Genomic DNA, 14,277 nt, shown 5'->3' on the forward strand with positions numbered 1-14,277 from the left:
GGAGCTATGGCCTCCGGCCACGCCTGTGGCGCACTTCTAGTGCCGCACAGCCCCAGACAGTGCCGAGCAGCAGATAGACATGGCGCCAGTGGTCGATGTCGATGACGTTGCCGATCGTCGCATGGCCGAGAACCGAGATCCAGGCGATCATCAGGAAGGGTTGCCACGGGCGGTCGAGCAGCAGGTATCGGAAGCCGAGCGCAAGCGTCCAGATGAGCATGCCGACATAGCTAACGAAGCCGAGCCAGCCATAGGTGGTGAGCGATTTCAGCCAGATATTGTGCTCGTCCTCGGGAAACATTGTGCCGAACACCAGCGGGCCGATGCCGAGCGGGCGCTCCATCATCATGGTGAAGCCGATCCGGTGGCGCTCGAAACGGCCGAGATGCTCGCCGTCATATTGCTGCACCAGCTGGGCGCGCGCCGAAAACAGTTCGGCGACCTTCGGAATCTGCAGCGCCACCAGCAGCGAAGCGACCAACATGATGATCGCTGCCAGCGACAGCACCAGCACCCTGAGGCGAAAGGCGCCGCTGCGCTCCTTGAGCAGCATGATGAAGATCAGCAGCCCCACGCCGAGCGCGAACAGACCCCAGGCGGCGCGGGAAAAGGACAGGAAGATGCCGAGCGCAAGTACGAGCAAGGCGGCAGCCTTCAGCGGTGATTTCTTCAGGTCGCCCACCAGAATGCCGTGGACGAGATAGAGTGATGGCGGCACCAGGAAGGGGCCGAAGACGTTCGGGTCCTGGAAGGCGCCCTTGGCGCGGTCATAGAGTGTGAAGATTTCCGCGCCTGGAAAGGCATGGAAATAGCCGAGTATGCCGAGCGCTGAGGTGGCGACGGCGGCGAAGGTCCAGGCGTTGAAGATCAGCGGCAGCCGCTTGTGGCTATCCTCGATAATCGCTGCGTAGAAGACCGCCGTCAGCGCCAGGAAGGTCGACACCGCAATATACATCGGCCCTGTCGCCAGATCCTTCATCTGCGTCAGCGACAGCATGCCGCCGATATTGAAGGTGAGCAGCAGGGCAAGCAGCGGCGCCACGCCGCGCGAAATCCTGAGGCCCAGGATGAACCAGAGGCCGATCAACCCCGCCATCCAGAGTTCGTAGGGTGCCGGCTCGTCGATCACGAAACCGGAAAGGAAGACGCCGAAGGCGACGAAGGCCGAGCCGATCAGGCGCAGCGTCATCCGCTGCGGCTGGGCGACACGCGGATATGTCGCCTCGATCGCGGTCAATAGGCGTTTTCCGTATTGAGCAGCCGGATCGGCGTCAGGAACAGGATCTTGAGATCGAACCAGAGCGACCAGTTCTCGATGTAATAGAGGTCGTATGCGGTGCGGAACTTGATCTTCTCGTCATTGTCCACCTCACCGCGCCAGCCATTGATCTGGGCCCAGCCGGTGACGCCGGGCTTGACGCGGTGGCGGGCGAAATAACCCTCGACGACATCGCCGAAGGCGCGGTCGCGGGCTTGGGCGAGAACCGCATGCGGGCGCGGCCCGACCAGCGAAAGCTCGCCCCTCAAGACATTGAAAAACTGTGGCAATTCGTCGATCGAGGTCTTGCGGATGAAGCGGCCGACGCGGGTGACACGCGGATCGCCCTTGGTGACCGCGGCCTTTCCCGTAGGGTCGGCCATGTTGGTGTACATCGAGCGAAATTTGAAGACGTTGATGATTTCGTTGTTGAAGCCGTGGCGCTTCTGCATGAAGAAAACCGGGCCTTCGGAGGTTGCCTTGATGGCAATCGCCGTCGCTACCATCAGCGGCCAGAGCAGCGCCAGCGCGACGACGGTGAAGAAGATGTCGAAGCCGCGCTTGGCGACGGAATCCCAGTCGCGGATCGGCATCTTGAAAATGTCGAGCATCGGCACCGAGCCGACATGCGAATAGGCGCGCGGCCGGAAACGCAGCCGGTTGGCATGCGCGGCAAGGCGGATATCGACCGGCAGAACCCAGAGCTTCTTCAAAAGGTCGTAGATACGCGCCTCGGCCGAAAGCGGCAGAGCGATGATCAGCATGTCGATGCGCGTCAGCCGCACGAATTCGACGAGTTCGGCCACGGTGCCGAGCTTCGGATAGCCTGCGACCATGATCGGCGAGCGCTTTTCGCCGCGATCGTCGAAGATGCCGCAGATGCGGATGTCGTTGTCATCCTGCTGTTCGAGGATGCGGATCAGGTCCTTGGCCGGCTCACCGCCACCGACGATGACGGCGCGGCGCTCCATGATGCCGTTGCGCGCCCAGTTGCGGATGCCGTAGGTGACGAGGAAACGCTCGGCGGCAAGGAAGAGCGCGCCGGCTGCAAACCAGGGTATAAAGGCGTCGACGACCATCGCCCATGTGCTGCCGCGAACCAGAGCGAACAGGCCGACGGTCAGGAGAAGCGCGATCGTCCACGAAGCCAGAATGCGCGGGATCAGCCGCAGCTTGGCCCGAAGCGCTGGGATGGTGTAGGTGTCGGCAAGCTGGAGGCCGATGACGGTCAAGGCCGAAGCGATCGCCGCCATGCCCGCCCGCATCCAGGAGGAATCATGGCCGTCGCCGGGCCAGAAAGTGTGAACGATCAGGGCGATCGCGAAGAGCGCCAGGAATTCCAGCAGCCGCAATTGCCCGATGATGATGACAGGCGAATTGGTTCCATCGCGGAACTGTTCGGCGATCTGCCGGGCATAGGGGTTGATTTCGGTCGGGCCGGAAGGTTTTTCCTGACCCGCGTCGCCGCGCACCTCGATGTCGGAGACCTGCTTGCGCAGTGCTTCCACGTCGAATTGATCGCCTTTTTCCAGCTTGTTCATGGGGCTTTTTCGCTCGTTGTCACCAAGCGAAATACCAGAAAGCCCCTAAGAAATATTTACGAGGCGGCGGGCATTGCTTGACGGTCGGCGGCACCGACGAGTTCATGGTACAATTTCAGGACATCGCGTGCCATGACGGCGGAGGAAAACACCGCCTTCACCGCCTCGGGCTTCGGCATCGTCCTGGCGTGCCAGTCGGGTGTGCTCAGCGTTTCCGCCATGACGCGCGCGAGATCGTCGGAATTCCCGGCCTCCACAAGGGCTGCGCTGTCGGCGCCGAGCACCTCGGGAATGCCGCCGACACGGCTTGCGATGATCGTCTTGCCGGCGCCGAGCCCTTCGAGCACGATATAGGGCATGGCTTCGGCGCGCGAGGGAACGACAAGGTTCTGCGCCATGGAGAAGGCTTCGTGGACCCGCATCGCCGGTAGCATGCCGATGCGTTTGCCGAGGCCGCGCTCGACCATCATCTCGCGGTAGCGATCGCGATCCGGCCCGTCGCCGATCATCAGTGCCGACAGCGGCCTGCCGAGCAGCCGTTCGGTCTTGGCGAAGGCATCGACAAACAGATCGGGACCCTTGAGGTCCCGGAGCATTCCCACATAGATGAAATGCACCGCATCCGAGCGGGTCGGGATCGGCTCGAAATCGCGCTCGGCGATACCGTTATAGATCAGTCTCGTCTTCGTCCGCGGCTTACCCACTTTGCGCGCATAGGTGTCGCGCTCGTATTCGCAGATGAAGACCAGCGCATCGGTGAAATATTCCTGCAGGCGCTCCATCCTGAGGACGAACTGTCCACTGAACGAGGAACGCGAATAATGCAGGCTTCCACCATGCGCGGTGTAGAGGCGGGCTACGCGATACCTGTTCACCCGCAACGCTGAGCCGGCAAGTCGCGCGAGCACGCCGCCCTTGGCGCCGTGTCCGTGCAGCACATCCGGCCGCAAACTTTTGATTTTCTTGTATGTATCCCACATCGTCGCAATATCTGACGGACTGATCGAGCGCCGGATCGGCACGCGTGTCAGGCCGAGCGAGAGATAGGGACGGATATCGTCGAACAGGCTGTCCTCGTATTCGCCGCCAGTCGAGCTGTCACAGAGGATGCCGATTTCATGACCGGCCTTGCTGTGCTCCTCGACGAGGTCGCGGACATGTCGGAAAATCCCGCCGACCGGCGACCTGAAGCAATGGAGGATGCGGAGCGGCTGCTGTTCTGCCATCATTCAGAAGAGCCGTTCGCGAACATAGATCGTGTCGCCGGCGATAATCGGCCCCGATATGTTGATGCGGCCGGTCAGCACTCGTCCGTTGATCTTGCGGGTGACGTCGACCATGCTCTGGTTGGCGCGGCCGGTAAAGCCGCCAGCGACCGCGATAGCATTCTGCACCGTCATGCCGGGGACATAGGCATACTGGCCGGGTTGGCCGACTTCGCCCATGAGAAAGATCGAACGGTAGCGATCGACATCGATGGTGACGTCGGGATCGCGAAGATAGCCCTGTTGCAGTTTCTGAGCGATTTGCCCCGAGAGCTGCTGCAGAGTTCGGCCGCGGGCAGGGACCTGGCCGATGAGGGGGAAGGCAATATAGCCGGCCTGATCCACCGTATAGGTGTTGGTCAGGCTCTGCTGGTCGAAGACGGTAACGCGCAACCGATCGCCGCTGTCCAGCGTATAGGGCTGGATAGTCGCCTCGTTGAAGGCCTTCGGAGCCGGCTTGTACGTCGTGCAGCCGCCCAATGCTGCCGTCATGGCTGCAAGGCTCAGGGCCAAAAGGATCTTGGGCTGGACGACAGACATCCGTTTGTGCTCACAGAAAATGAACTCGGTAGAGCCGTTATCGATCCGTTAGGGTTAATGCCCGGTAAAGGCCGCTTGCAATTTCCTGGTTTCCTTCATCGCTCCTTAGAACAGGATGATCTTAGGCCGGATCGGCCTCAGATCTGAATCCTGTTCTAAATTAAAAGTCAGAGCATGATGTCGCCCAAAACCGCTCACACTTTTCGGCATCATGCTCCGCTCATTACTCCGCAAGATTGCCATTAACCGTTGAGTTACCATGGTCGTTTACGCTTGCGGCACCTTTGTTGTGGAGTAAGAGCATGTCCGGCGTAGCGCGTGATCAGGATGTGGACATCGACCTCGGCCAGTTGGTCCGCGCCGTCTGGGCGCGCCGTCTGCGGATTCTGGCGATTACCCTCGTGGGGGCGGGCGTCGCCTTTACAGGCGCCAAGATCATGTCGCCACAATTTCGCAGCGAAACGCGCATTCTGATCGAACCCCGCGCGCCGGCCTTCGCCAGCACCCAGCAGGCCAACGACGCCAGCGCCGGTCCGCTGATGGATGAGCTGAATATCGCCAGCCAGGTGCAGCTGCTGCAATCGGCCGATCTTCTCAAGAAGGTCATCAACGACCTGAAGCTCTATAACCTGCCGGAATTCGACGATGCAGCCGACGGCTCGGCGATGAGCAGCATCCTGGTGAAGCTGCATCTGAAGAAGAACCCGCTGGAGAATCCGCCGGAAGAGCGAGTGATCGATGCCTTCGTCGAACGCCTGCAGGTCTACCAGGTGCCGGGTTCACGCGTCATCGGCATCAGTTTTACTTCGAAGGACCCGAAGCTCGCCGCCGCCATTCCGAACGCCATGGCCAATGTCTATCTTTCGACGCAGAGCGGCGCCAAGCTCGATTCCAATTCCGAAGCGACGCGCTGGCTGGAGCCGGAGATCGAAGGCCTGCGTGGCAAGGTCAGCGAAGCCGAGAAGAAGGTCGCTGAATATCGCACCTCCCACGGGCTGCTGCAGACCAACGGCACGACCACCTTTCCGGCCCAGCAGCTGAACGATATCTCTGCTGAGCTGACCCGTGTGCGCGGCGACAAGGCCAATGCCGAGGCGAGGGCGCAGGCGGTGCGCAATGCGCTGTCTTCGGGCGAGGCCTCCGACACGCTGCCGGACATCATGTCGTCCCAGGCGATCCAGCGGCTGAAAGCGACGGAATCCGGCCTGCAGTCGCAGATTTCAGACCTGCAGACCAGCCTTCTCAACAATCATCCGCGGCTGAAAAGCCTGCGTGCCCAGCTCTCCGATATCCGGGCTCAGATCCGCCAGGAGACCCAGAAGATTCTGGCGAGCATCGACAACGAATCCAAGGTCGCAGATCTGAGAGCGAGCGAGCTTGAGCGGCAGTCGGATACGGTGCAGGCCAATAGCGCTCGCGCCGGTGAAGACGAGGTCGGTCTTAATGCGCTGGAGCGCGAGGCGACCGCCCAGCGGCAGCTGCTCGAAACCTATCTGGTGCGCTACCGCGAGGCTGCCTCGCGCGCCGACAGCAATTCGAGCCCAGCCGATGCCCGTATCGTTTCCAAAGCCATCGAGCCGGTCGATCCCTATTTCCCGAAGGTGGTGCCGATCGTCGTCGTCGCGACCGTTGCGACATTGATCTTGAGCGCCATCGTCACCATGCTGGCCGAACTTTTCAGCGGCCGGGCGCTGCGTGCCGTCGATGCGTCCCGTGAGGCGATCGAGGCCGAAACGCTCGTCGAGGACAGGGATACCCCGCAGGCCGCTCCCGTTATCGCTGTCGTCAGAAAGCCCGTCCGGCCGAGCATGCTCGCCGTGGTCGCCGACGAAGATCCGGTCGAGGACGTCAAGGCTGCCGAGGCGGCGCCGGAGGACGAGAACGAATTCTCAATCGCCTCGGTTGCGGATTATCTCGCAGGCAGCCGGGCGCCGCTGGCAATCGCAATATCTCCGACCGGTGACAATGGCTCGGCGGCAACGGTTTTGCTGACCCGCATGCTCGCCGACGCCGGCCGCCGCGTCATCCTGATCGATATGACCGGTTCCGGTTATCCCACAGAATTGATGGCCGAGGACCAGGCCGCTCTTGGCGTCACCGATCTGCTATGCGGCGAGGCCGCTTTTGGCGACACGATCCACGGCGACCACCTTTCCGATGCCCATCTCATTCCCCAGGGCCAGAGTGACGTTCGCCGCGCCATGCGCGGTGTGGACCGGCTGTCGCTGCTGCTCGATGCGCTTGCCGCCGCCTACGACCTCGTGGTGGTCGAATGCGGTTCGGCCGATGTCGCCGGCGTCTCGCGGCTGACGCGCAGCCGCGACGTCGAGATCATTCTCTCCCTGCCGGAAGTCGAGGAGACGATCTTCGTTGCCCTGATGACGGAATTCCAGGCTGCGGGCTACGAGCGCGTCGTGTTGATGTCGGGTGGTGAAGCGGCGGAGCAGAGGCTCGGCCAGGCCGCCTAACGCATGCCGCGCAAAAGTGTGCCGCGGTTTTGCGGCAACGACATGCGTAAGACAAAGACCGCTTAGCCGAGCCGTGCTCGGATGCTCTGCGTGAACTTATAGAGCTTCGGGCGGGCCTTGATATGGGCCTTGCCGCGGGTGACGATCCGGTGCGCGGCGCCGGCGAGAACGCCGAACTGCGAGACCGGCAGCACCACGTCGTAATGCGCGGTCTCCACAGGCGCCCAGGAACGCTTGTAAGTCTGGTCGCCAAGGCCGAAATCGAACAGCGCCACGCCCTTGCCATGCAATCCCGAAATGGTCTGCCAATAGAGGAATTCGCCGGGGCTCGTATGCGGAACGAGCTCTTCGTCGATTGCGCCGAACTGGCAGATGATGTGGTCGCCCTTGCGCGAAATCCCTGAAATTGCGGCGACCCGGCCCTCATTCTCACTTTTGAGCCGCAGCACATGCATCTGCAGCCCGAAATACCGCCGGTCGTCATCCCGCTTGTCGATGAGGCCGTGCAAAAAGGCCCGCGTTTCCTTGTCGGCGAAGACGTCGGGCAGGCCGAGGCTGGCGAAGCGGGCGCTCTTCAGGCGGAAAAAGATATCGAGCAGACGGTGCTGTTCTTCCGAAGTCTCGGGGACAACGTATTCGACGCCGCCGGCCGCCTCGAGACGTTTCGATTGAACACGGAATTTCTTGCGTCGGTTCTTGGCGTTGAGCTGCTTCAGCGTGTCCTCGAAAGCGGGAAAGAACGGCAGCTGATAGGCATGATTCTGGTTCTGCACCATCGGCAGCCCCGCAAGCGGGGTCGGTCGTCCGCGCCATTCCAGCGGAATGTTCTGCAGCAGCAGCAGATCGGCCCGACCCTTGAGCGCCTGCTGCAGCTGACCGGCGAACTTGCCGGGATCGATGGTCCCGCCGGCCTCTGCAAAGCTCTCGGAGAACAGGCCGGTATTGATATTGCTGTGATCGGCGGCGATGAACTTCGCGGTCGCAAGCCCCCGAGACTTGATGATTTCGACCGGCAGAATGAATGCCGTCTGACCCGCATAGGTGCCTTTGAGGATCGCCAGCGGCCGCTGAAAGGCGCTCACCCAGGCGGCGCACCAATCATAGCTCTGATGGAGTGACTGGAGATTGTCGCGCTCCAGCGCTCGCCAGTCGTCCTCCAACGGCTGCATTGCGTCGAAGACTTCGATATCGACTTCGGCCATGGCGAGTTTCATGCTCAGCTGACGCAGGCGCGAAATGGCCGTTTGGGCCAGCGCCACGTCCTCCGACGGCTGTTCATGAACATCGAGCTTTTGCGTCTGCACGGGTGGTTTTCTCCGGTCAAGAATGCTGAACGGGAAGGTAGGTATGCCAGACGTATATTTGGTTTAACTGCACGCGTCGGGCGAGGTTTTCCGCCGATCACGGTTATTCGGCCGTTAATGGCCTATTGCTGCGGCGGTCCGGCCATCCATTTGATGATCACCATTGCCGGCAATACCCAGAGCAGGCCGGTGAGCAGGAAATAGAGCAGGTGTCCCCACCAGGGCGCGTTGCCGAGCGCTGCCACCGCGATCGTGTTCGCCACCAGCGCATAGACCAGCACGAGCACGACGATGAGGATCGTGCCGATGAATTTGCGGAGGCGAATGGGCATCGTTTATCTCTCGGCATGGACAGGGCGAGCCGGCGCGACGGCATGCCGCAAAGGTTCGGGGCTTGTTTTGCATGAGCCGGTGGGGCAAATCAACTGCCGGATAGAAGGAGACATCATGGCTGTCGCAAACCCGACCACGGAACAGGCGATCCTGAGCGAAGTGCGCAAGCAGGACCGCGACCGCCGCGCCTTGCGTTTCTGGCTTGGTTTCGTGCTTTTGGCGCTCTTCTGTCTCGTGCTCGTCGGTGGCGCCACGCGGCTGACCAATTCCGGCCTGTCGATCACCGAGTGGAAGCCGATCCACGGCGTCATCCCGCCGCTGTCGGCTGCCGAATGGGAGGAGGAATTTCGCCTCTACCAGCGCATTCCTGAGTTTCAGCAGTTGAACAGCTCGATGACCGTCGACGAGTTCAAGGGCATTTTCTGGTGGGAATGGGCGCACCGGCTGATCGCCCGTGGCATCGGCGTGATCTTCGCGCTGCCGCTCATCTTTTTCTGGCTGACGGGGCGGATTGAAAAGCGCCTGCGCTGGCCGCTCGTCGGCATTCTGGCGCTTGGTGGCCTGCAGGGTTTTATCGGCTGGTGGATGGTGTCGTCTGGCCTGTCTGTCCGCACCGACGTCAGCCAGTACAGGCTGGCGACGCATCTCGTCATGGCCTGCCTGATCTTTGCCGGCTGCATGTGGATCATGCGCGGGCTTTCCAGGCATTCAAATGATCCGGCGCCGGCACGCAACTCGCGCGGTTTTGCCGCCGCGATCGCCATTTTCGCGCTGTTCCAGATCTATCTCGGTGCGCTGGTGGCAGGGCTCGACGCCGGTTTTTCCTACAATACCTGGCCGCTGATGGATGGCGCCGTCATCCCGTCGGATCTGCTGATCCAGCAGCCCTTCTGGATCAACGCCTTCGAGAACCCGAAGACGGTGCAATTCATCCACCGCATCGGCGCTTATACGCTCTTCGCATTGACCTTGATCAACATGGTGATCGCGCTGCGCGCCGCACCATGGACCACCCATGCCCGCCGCGCCGTCGTGCTCTTCGCGCTGGTGACCCTGCAGGCGGCGATCGGCATCGCCACGCTGCTGATGCAGGTGCCGCTTCACTGGGGCCTGCTGCATCAGGCCGGTGCCCTGGTGGTTTTCGGTTTCGCCGTCGCCAACTGGCGCGGCTTTTACGGCGAATATCCGCATGGGACGATGATCACAGAGCGCGATTGAATCATCCTGTTCTAACGCAGCACCCCGTCGAGCAACGGCATGCCGATGATCGCGGCGGCGGCGATCAGGATATAGCAGGCGATGCGGAAGGTTCGCTCCTCGGCGAGCCCGAACAGTTTCGAGCCGCCGTAAAGCCCGACCGCATAACTCGGCAGGATGATGGCGGTCAGTGCGAAGACGGCGGGCACGAACAGTCCGCCGATATAATAGCTGATGGCACTGAAGACGGACGAGATCGAGAAATAGAGAACGACGTTCGCCCTGACGCGCGTGAAGTCGCTTTTGCCGCCAAGCCAGTAGGCGACAACAGGCGGCCCGCCGAGCTGCGCGGCGCCGCTGAAAAGCCCGGCGATTAGGCCGATGCCGCTGCTGAGTGCTGCCGAAGGCGCGCCGTGGTATCGCCATCCCGATGCGAGAAGCGCGAGTAGGGCGATCGCGATGATGGTAATGCTCCAGCGCAAAAGCAGCGGGTCGAGCAGCGCCAGCATCGCCGTGCCGGCCGGGACGCCGAGGGCCGCACCCGCCGCCATGACGAAGACCTCGGGTCGGTTGGCGCCGCGCCATGCGGGCGGGATCATCCCGACTGTCGCAATGCCGTCGATGACGAGCAGGATCGGCGAGACCAGCTTCGGCCCGACGATCGCGCCGGCGAGCGGAATGAAGATCAATGCGGCGCCGAAGCCCGAAAAACCGCGGGCGAGCCCGGCGACGACGGCGAACGCCATCAGCGCATAGATGCCATGGTCGGGCAGGGCGGCGGCAAACCAGGCGTGCACGCCGGCGATGAGCACATCGAGCGTCATGACGTCAGGAGGCGAGCATCAGGTCCATATTCTGCACGGCAGCACCCGAGGCGCCCTTGCCGAGATTGTCGAGCAGCGCCACCAGATTGACTTGCGAGGTGCCTGGCGTGCCGAAGACGAAGAGCTTCATCGTGTCCTTGCCTTCGAGCTCGACGGCGTTGATGCGGGGCAGGACCTTGCTTTCGGCGAGCGGCACGACGGTGACGATATCCTGGCCGGCATAATGGGCGACGAGGGCTGCATGGATGCTCTCCATCGTCGTGCCTTCGGCGAGGTCGCCGAGATGCAGCGGCACCTGGACGATCATGCCCTGTGCGAACTTGCCGACCGACGGCGAGAAGATCGGCGCGCGGTCGAGCAGTCCGTGCACGGTCATTTCAGGCACATGTTTGTGGGTCAGCGGCAGGCCGTAGAGGAAATGTGGTGCGGTGATCGCATCCGGGTGATCCGGGTTTTCCATCTGCGCGATCATCTGCTTGCCGCCGCCGGTATAGCCGGACACCGCGTTGACCGTCACCGGATAGCCGTCCGGCAGCATGCCGGCAGCACGCAGCGGCCGGATGAGGCCGATCGCGCCCGTGGGGTAGCAGCCGGGATTGGCGACAAAACGGGCCGCCTTGATCCTGTCGGCCTGCGCGCTGTCCATTTCGGCAAAGCCATAGGCCCAGCCGGAATTGACGCGGAAGGCGGTCGAGGTGTCGATGACGCGGACGTTATTGTTGGCCGAAACCATCTGCACCGCTTCCTTGGAAGCGTCGTCAGGCAGGCAGAGAATGGCGATATCGGTGCTGTTCAGCATGTCCTCGCGCATGGCCGCGTTGCGCCGCTCGGCCTCTGGAATGGACAGAAGCTCGACATCGCGGCGGCCAGCCATGCGCGTGCGGATCTGCAGACCCGTCGTGCCGTGTTCGCCGTCGATGAAGATTTTCGGTGCCATGTTAGACCTGCGCTTTCAATGGGTTCAGAAGGTTTCCGGATTCACTTTGGGATGATACGTCAGCCTTGTGACACGGCGATGGCGCGTCTCTCGGCATGAAGCCCCAGCATATACATCGCCACCGTTGCCCCCGCAATGGCGGTGATATCGGCATGGTCGTAGGGTGGCGACACCTCGACGACATCGGCACCGCGAATATCGAGCTGGTGCAGGCGCTGCAGCACCGAGAGGATCTTGGCGCTCGATGGGCCGCCGGCAACCGGCGTGCCGGTGCCCGGTGCAAAGGCCGGATCGAGGCAATCGATATCGAAGGTGAGATAGGCCGGCGCGCCGCGCGTATGCGAGATGATCGCCGAGGCGATATCGCCGGCGCTCATCTCCTCGACCTGATGACCATAGAGAATATTGACGCCGAAATCCTCCGGCGCATGGGTGCGGATACCGACCTGGATCGAGCGGTCGGGATCAATGATGCCCTCGCGGGCGGCCCGTGCCACGAAGGAACCATGGTCGATGCGCCGTTCTTCGTCGAACCAGGTGTCCTGGTGCGCGTCGAACTGCACAAGCGCGAGCGGCCCGTGTTTTGCCGCGTGGGCTTTCAGCAGCGGCCAGGTAACGTAGTGATCGCCGCCGAGCGTCAGCAGAAAAGCGCCGCTGTCGAGGATGACGTTGGCCTGGCGTTCGATGGCATCAGGCGTATCCTGATGATTGCCGTAGTCGAGCAGGCAATCGCCGTAATCGATGACGGCCATCTCGGTGAAGAGATCGCGGTTGAAGGGATATTGCGGATCATTGTCGAAGATCGCCGAGGCGCGCCGGATCGCTTGCGGCCCGAAGCGCGTGCCCGGCCTGTTCGAGGTCGCGGCGTCGAAGGGAATACCCCAGACGGCAACGTCGACGCCGGCGAGCTCCTTGGTGAAGCGGCGGCGCATGAAGGACAGCGCGCCAGCAAAGGTCGGGTCGCTGGCGGCGGAGGTGAGGCTGGTCGCCGTGAAGGCATGATCAATCGATCTGTTCGCCAAGTGATGCTCCTTTTTTCGGTCGCAAAACCATAGTCGCGTTCGATGCGGACGCTGCATTGCATGACGCCGTTCGATGCATGGGCGTCGGGCGGGTCTCTTACGAAGGAATTGACCGATCCCCTGCGCGCAGAAAGGGGTAGGCGAGGCGCGGGCAGATTTCAAGCAATCGTTCGGATGACGGCCGCTCGTATATCGTCGAGCCGCCGTCATCCGCTCCTGTCAGGCCGGCCGCCGCAGGGACCACAATCCGGCCAGAGTCGTCAGCGCGGCCGCACTGACGTAGCCCACGAGTGGCCAGGCGCTGTCGCCGCCGAGCAGGAGCACGAAGGCGGTTCCGGCAAAGCCGACGATGATGCTCTCGACACAGAAATAGAACGCGACCGCCGTTCCTGCCGTGTCGCCAAAGGCGTTGAGCGCGCCGTTGGCGGTGACTGCCGTCGTAAGGACGATGCCGATCGCGATGATCCACATCGGCATGACGAAGCTGACCAGGGAAGGCTGCAGAAACAACTCTCCAAAGGCAAGCAGCACGGCGCCGAGAAGCAGCATTGCCATGCCTCTGGCAAGGCTGCCGGCAATGCCCCAGCGCATGACGAAGCGTTTGGCGAAACGCGCCGTCACGATCATCACCAGCGCCACTGTGGCAAAGACGAAGCTGAAGCCGATTTCGGAGAAACCGGCTTTATCGATCAGCACACGGGGTGCCGTCGAGAAGAAGACGAAGAAGGCCCCCATCGCCGTGCTGAAGCCGCCGGTATAAACCCAGAAGGGAAAGCTTGTGAGGATCGGGCGGAGAGCGATCTTCGCGGTAACGGTGGGGCGGGTTTCATGCCACCGCATGCCGGCATTGAAAAGGGCGGCAACCGAAAGCAGGCCGATGACGAGGAAGATGGCCCGCCAGCCGAAGCGATCGGCGATCAAGGCTCCGGCGATCGGGCCTAATGCAGGCACGAAGGAGAGGATGGAGCCGAGAAGGCCATAGATCGTGATGCTTTCGGGACGTCCGGCGTAAACGTCACGCACTGTTGCGAAGGTTGCGACGAGGACCGCCGACGCACCGACTGCCTGCAGCAATCTCAAGGCCACGAAGAGCGGCGCCGACGAGGAGCCGGCCAGCAGGAAGGAGGAAGCGGCAAAGAGTACCGCCCCTGCGAGCAGGACGGGCCGTCGTCCGACAATATCGGAAATCGGGCCGAAGATGATCTGCCCGGCGCCGAGGACGAGCATGTAGAGGCTGAGGGTCAGTTGGATGACATCAGGCGAGGTGCCGAGCGCCTCCGGCATGACCGGCACGATCGGCAGATAGATATCCATGGCAAGAGAGGTCAGGATGTCGAAAGGCGCCATCAGCAGCAAGGCTGCCGGCACGGAATAGGTCCAGCGCTGGATTTTGGAATAAGACATGGGAAAGAACCCGCTCAAATGATTTCATTCGGCGGCGATCTGTCTCTTCATCAGTATCGGGATTGGTCGGACAGACGCCGCAACAACAGGGCAGAGTTGTTGCGGCCTATTTGTCTGCGGACTTGGTTGTCCCCATGATGCAACCCTGATTGCGGCTTCGCTCATTCTCGAAGCCCTTTGCCAA

12 protein-coding genes are annotated in these 14,277 nt (G+C 62.1%); 2 read left to right on the top strand and 10 right to left on the bottom strand.

Annotation, left to right across the window (positions count from 1 at the left end; translation table 11 throughout):
- Nucleotides 1–4 precede the first annotated feature (4 nt).
- From HJB89_RS10005 to HJB89_RS10020, 4 genes are read right to left on the bottom strand one after another with little or no spacing between them, the layout of a single operon-like run.
- Complete coding sequence (locus tag HJB89_RS10005; protein WP_221115237.1) at nt 5–1,237, bottom strand: O-antigen ligase; 1,233 nt, start codon at nt 1,235–1,237, stop codon at nt 5–7.
- Entirely contained in the window at nt 1,234–2,799 is a 1,566-nt protein-coding gene (locus HJB89_RS10010; RefSeq protein WP_207583758.1) for an undecaprenyl-phosphate glucose phosphotransferase, read from the bottom strand. The genes HJB89_RS10005 and HJB89_RS10010 overlap by 4 nt, the downstream gene beginning before the upstream one ends.
- A gap of 56 nt (nt 2,800–2,855) precedes the next feature.
- On the bottom strand, nt 2,856–4,025 hold the full coding sequence (locus HJB89_RS10015; RefSeq protein ID WP_207584286.1) for a glycosyltransferase family 4 protein: 1,170 nt from the start codon (nt 4,023–4,025) through the stop codon (nt 2,856–2,858).
- Nucleotides 4,026–4,028: 3 nt separating this feature from the next.
- A complete protein-coding gene (locus HJB89_RS10020; protein WP_207583759.1) occupies nt 4,029–4,604 on the bottom strand; it encodes a polysaccharide biosynthesis/export family protein in 576 nt (191 codons plus the stop codon).
- Between the two features lie 302 nt (nt 4,605–4,906).
- Between HJB89_RS10020 and HJB89_RS10025 the strand changes: the two genes are divergently transcribed.
- Nucleotides 4,907–7,072, top strand: coding sequence for a GumC family protein (locus HJB89_RS10025; RefSeq protein ID WP_207583760.1), 2,166 nt, complete (start codon nt 4,907–4,909; stop codon nt 7,070–7,072).
- Nucleotides 7,073–7,134: 62 nt separating this feature from the next.
- Here the strand turns inward: HJB89_RS10025 and HJB89_RS10030 are convergent, their stop codons facing one another.
- Both HJB89_RS10030 and HJB89_RS10035 read right to left on the bottom strand, forming a co-directional pair.
- Nucleotides 7,135–8,376, bottom strand: coding sequence for a GNAT family N-acetyltransferase (locus HJB89_RS10030; protein WP_221149677.1), 1,242 nt, complete (start codon nt 8,374–8,376; stop codon nt 7,135–7,137).
- Between the two features lie 122 nt (nt 8,377–8,498).
- On the bottom strand, nt 8,499–8,708 hold the full coding sequence (locus tag HJB89_RS10035; RefSeq protein ID WP_207583762.1) for a DUF2842 domain-containing protein: 210 nt from the start codon (nt 8,706–8,708) through the stop codon (nt 8,499–8,501).
- Nucleotides 8,709–8,823: 115 nt separating this feature from the next.
- Between HJB89_RS10035 and HJB89_RS10040 the strand changes: the two genes are divergently transcribed.
- Nucleotides 8,824–9,927, top strand: coding sequence for a COX15/CtaA family protein (locus HJB89_RS10040; RefSeq protein ID WP_221149678.1), 1,104 nt, complete (start codon nt 8,824–8,826; stop codon nt 9,925–9,927).
- An 11-nt stretch (nt 9,928–9,938) separates the two neighbouring features.
- Here the strand turns inward: HJB89_RS10040 and HJB89_RS10045 are convergent, their stop codons facing one another.
- From HJB89_RS10045 to cml, 4 genes are all read right to left on the bottom strand, one after another.
- Entirely contained in the window at nt 9,939–10,730 is a 792-nt protein-coding gene (locus HJB89_RS10045; RefSeq protein WP_221149680.1) for a sulfite exporter TauE/SafE family protein, read from the bottom strand.
- A 4-nt stretch (nt 10,731–10,734) separates the two neighbouring features.
- Nucleotides 10,735–11,667: an N-acetyl-gamma-glutamyl-phosphate reductase gene (gene argC / locus HJB89_RS10050; RefSeq protein WP_207583765.1), complete on the bottom strand. Its 933-nt coding sequence runs from the start codon at nt 11,665–11,667 to the stop codon at nt 10,735–10,737.
- Nucleotides 11,668–11,726: 59 nt separating this feature from the next.
- Nucleotides 11,727–12,689 (bottom strand): agmatinase, encoded by a 963-nt coding sequence (gene speB, locus HJB89_RS10055; protein ID WP_207583766.1) that lies wholly within the window; start codon nt 12,687–12,689, stop codon nt 11,727–11,729.
- Between the two features lie 219 nt (nt 12,690–12,908).
- On the bottom strand, nt 12,909–14,093 hold the full coding sequence (gene cml / locus HJB89_RS10060) for a CmlA/FloR family chloramphenicol efflux MFS transporter (protein WP_207583767.1): 1,185 nt from the start codon (nt 14,091–14,093) through the stop codon (nt 12,909–12,911).
- Between the last annotated feature and the right edge of the window lie 184 nt (nt 14,094–14,277).

The organism is Rhizobium sp. NZLR8 (assembly GCF_019685025.1).
Lineage (GTDB): Bacteria > Pseudomonadota > Alphaproteobacteria > Rhizobiales > Rhizobiaceae > Rhizobium.

What these genes read in the sequence shown, in the direction of transcription:
- argC (WP_207583765.1), bottom strand. Translation starts at nt 11,667, where the DNA reads ATGGCACCGAAAATCTTCATCGACGGCGAACACGGCACGACGGGTCTG.
- HJB89_RS10025 (WP_207583760.1), top strand. Translation starts at nt 4,907, where the DNA reads ATGTCCGGCGTAGCGCGTGATCAGGATGTGGACATCGACCTCGGCCAG.
- HJB89_RS10015 (WP_207584286.1), bottom strand. Translation starts at nt 4,025, where the DNA reads ATGGCAGAACAGCAGCCGCTCCGCATCCTCCATTGCTTCAGGTCGCCG.
- HJB89_RS10020 (WP_207583759.1), bottom strand. Translation starts at nt 4,604, where the DNA reads ATGTCTGTCGTCCAGCCCAAGATCCTTTTGGCCCTGAGCCTTGCAGCC.
- HJB89_RS10035 (WP_207583762.1), bottom strand. Translation starts at nt 8,708, where the DNA reads ATGCCCATTCGCCTCCGCAAATTCATCGGCACGATCCTCATCGTCGTG.
- cml (WP_207583767.1), bottom strand. Translation starts at nt 14,093, where the DNA reads ATGTCTTATTCCAAAATCCAGCGCTGGACCTATTCCGTGCCGGCAGCC.
- HJB89_RS10010 (WP_207583758.1), bottom strand. Translation starts at nt 2,799, where the DNA reads ATGAACAAGCTGGAAAAAGGCGATCAATTCGACGTGGAAGCACTGCGC.
- HJB89_RS10040 (WP_221149678.1), top strand. Translation starts at nt 8,824, where the DNA reads ATGGCTGTCGCAAACCCGACCACGGAACAGGCGATCCTGAGCGAAGTG.
- HJB89_RS10045 (WP_221149680.1), bottom strand. Translation starts at nt 10,730, where the DNA reads ATGACGCTCGATGTGCTCATCGCCGGCGTGCACGCCTGGTTTGCCGCC.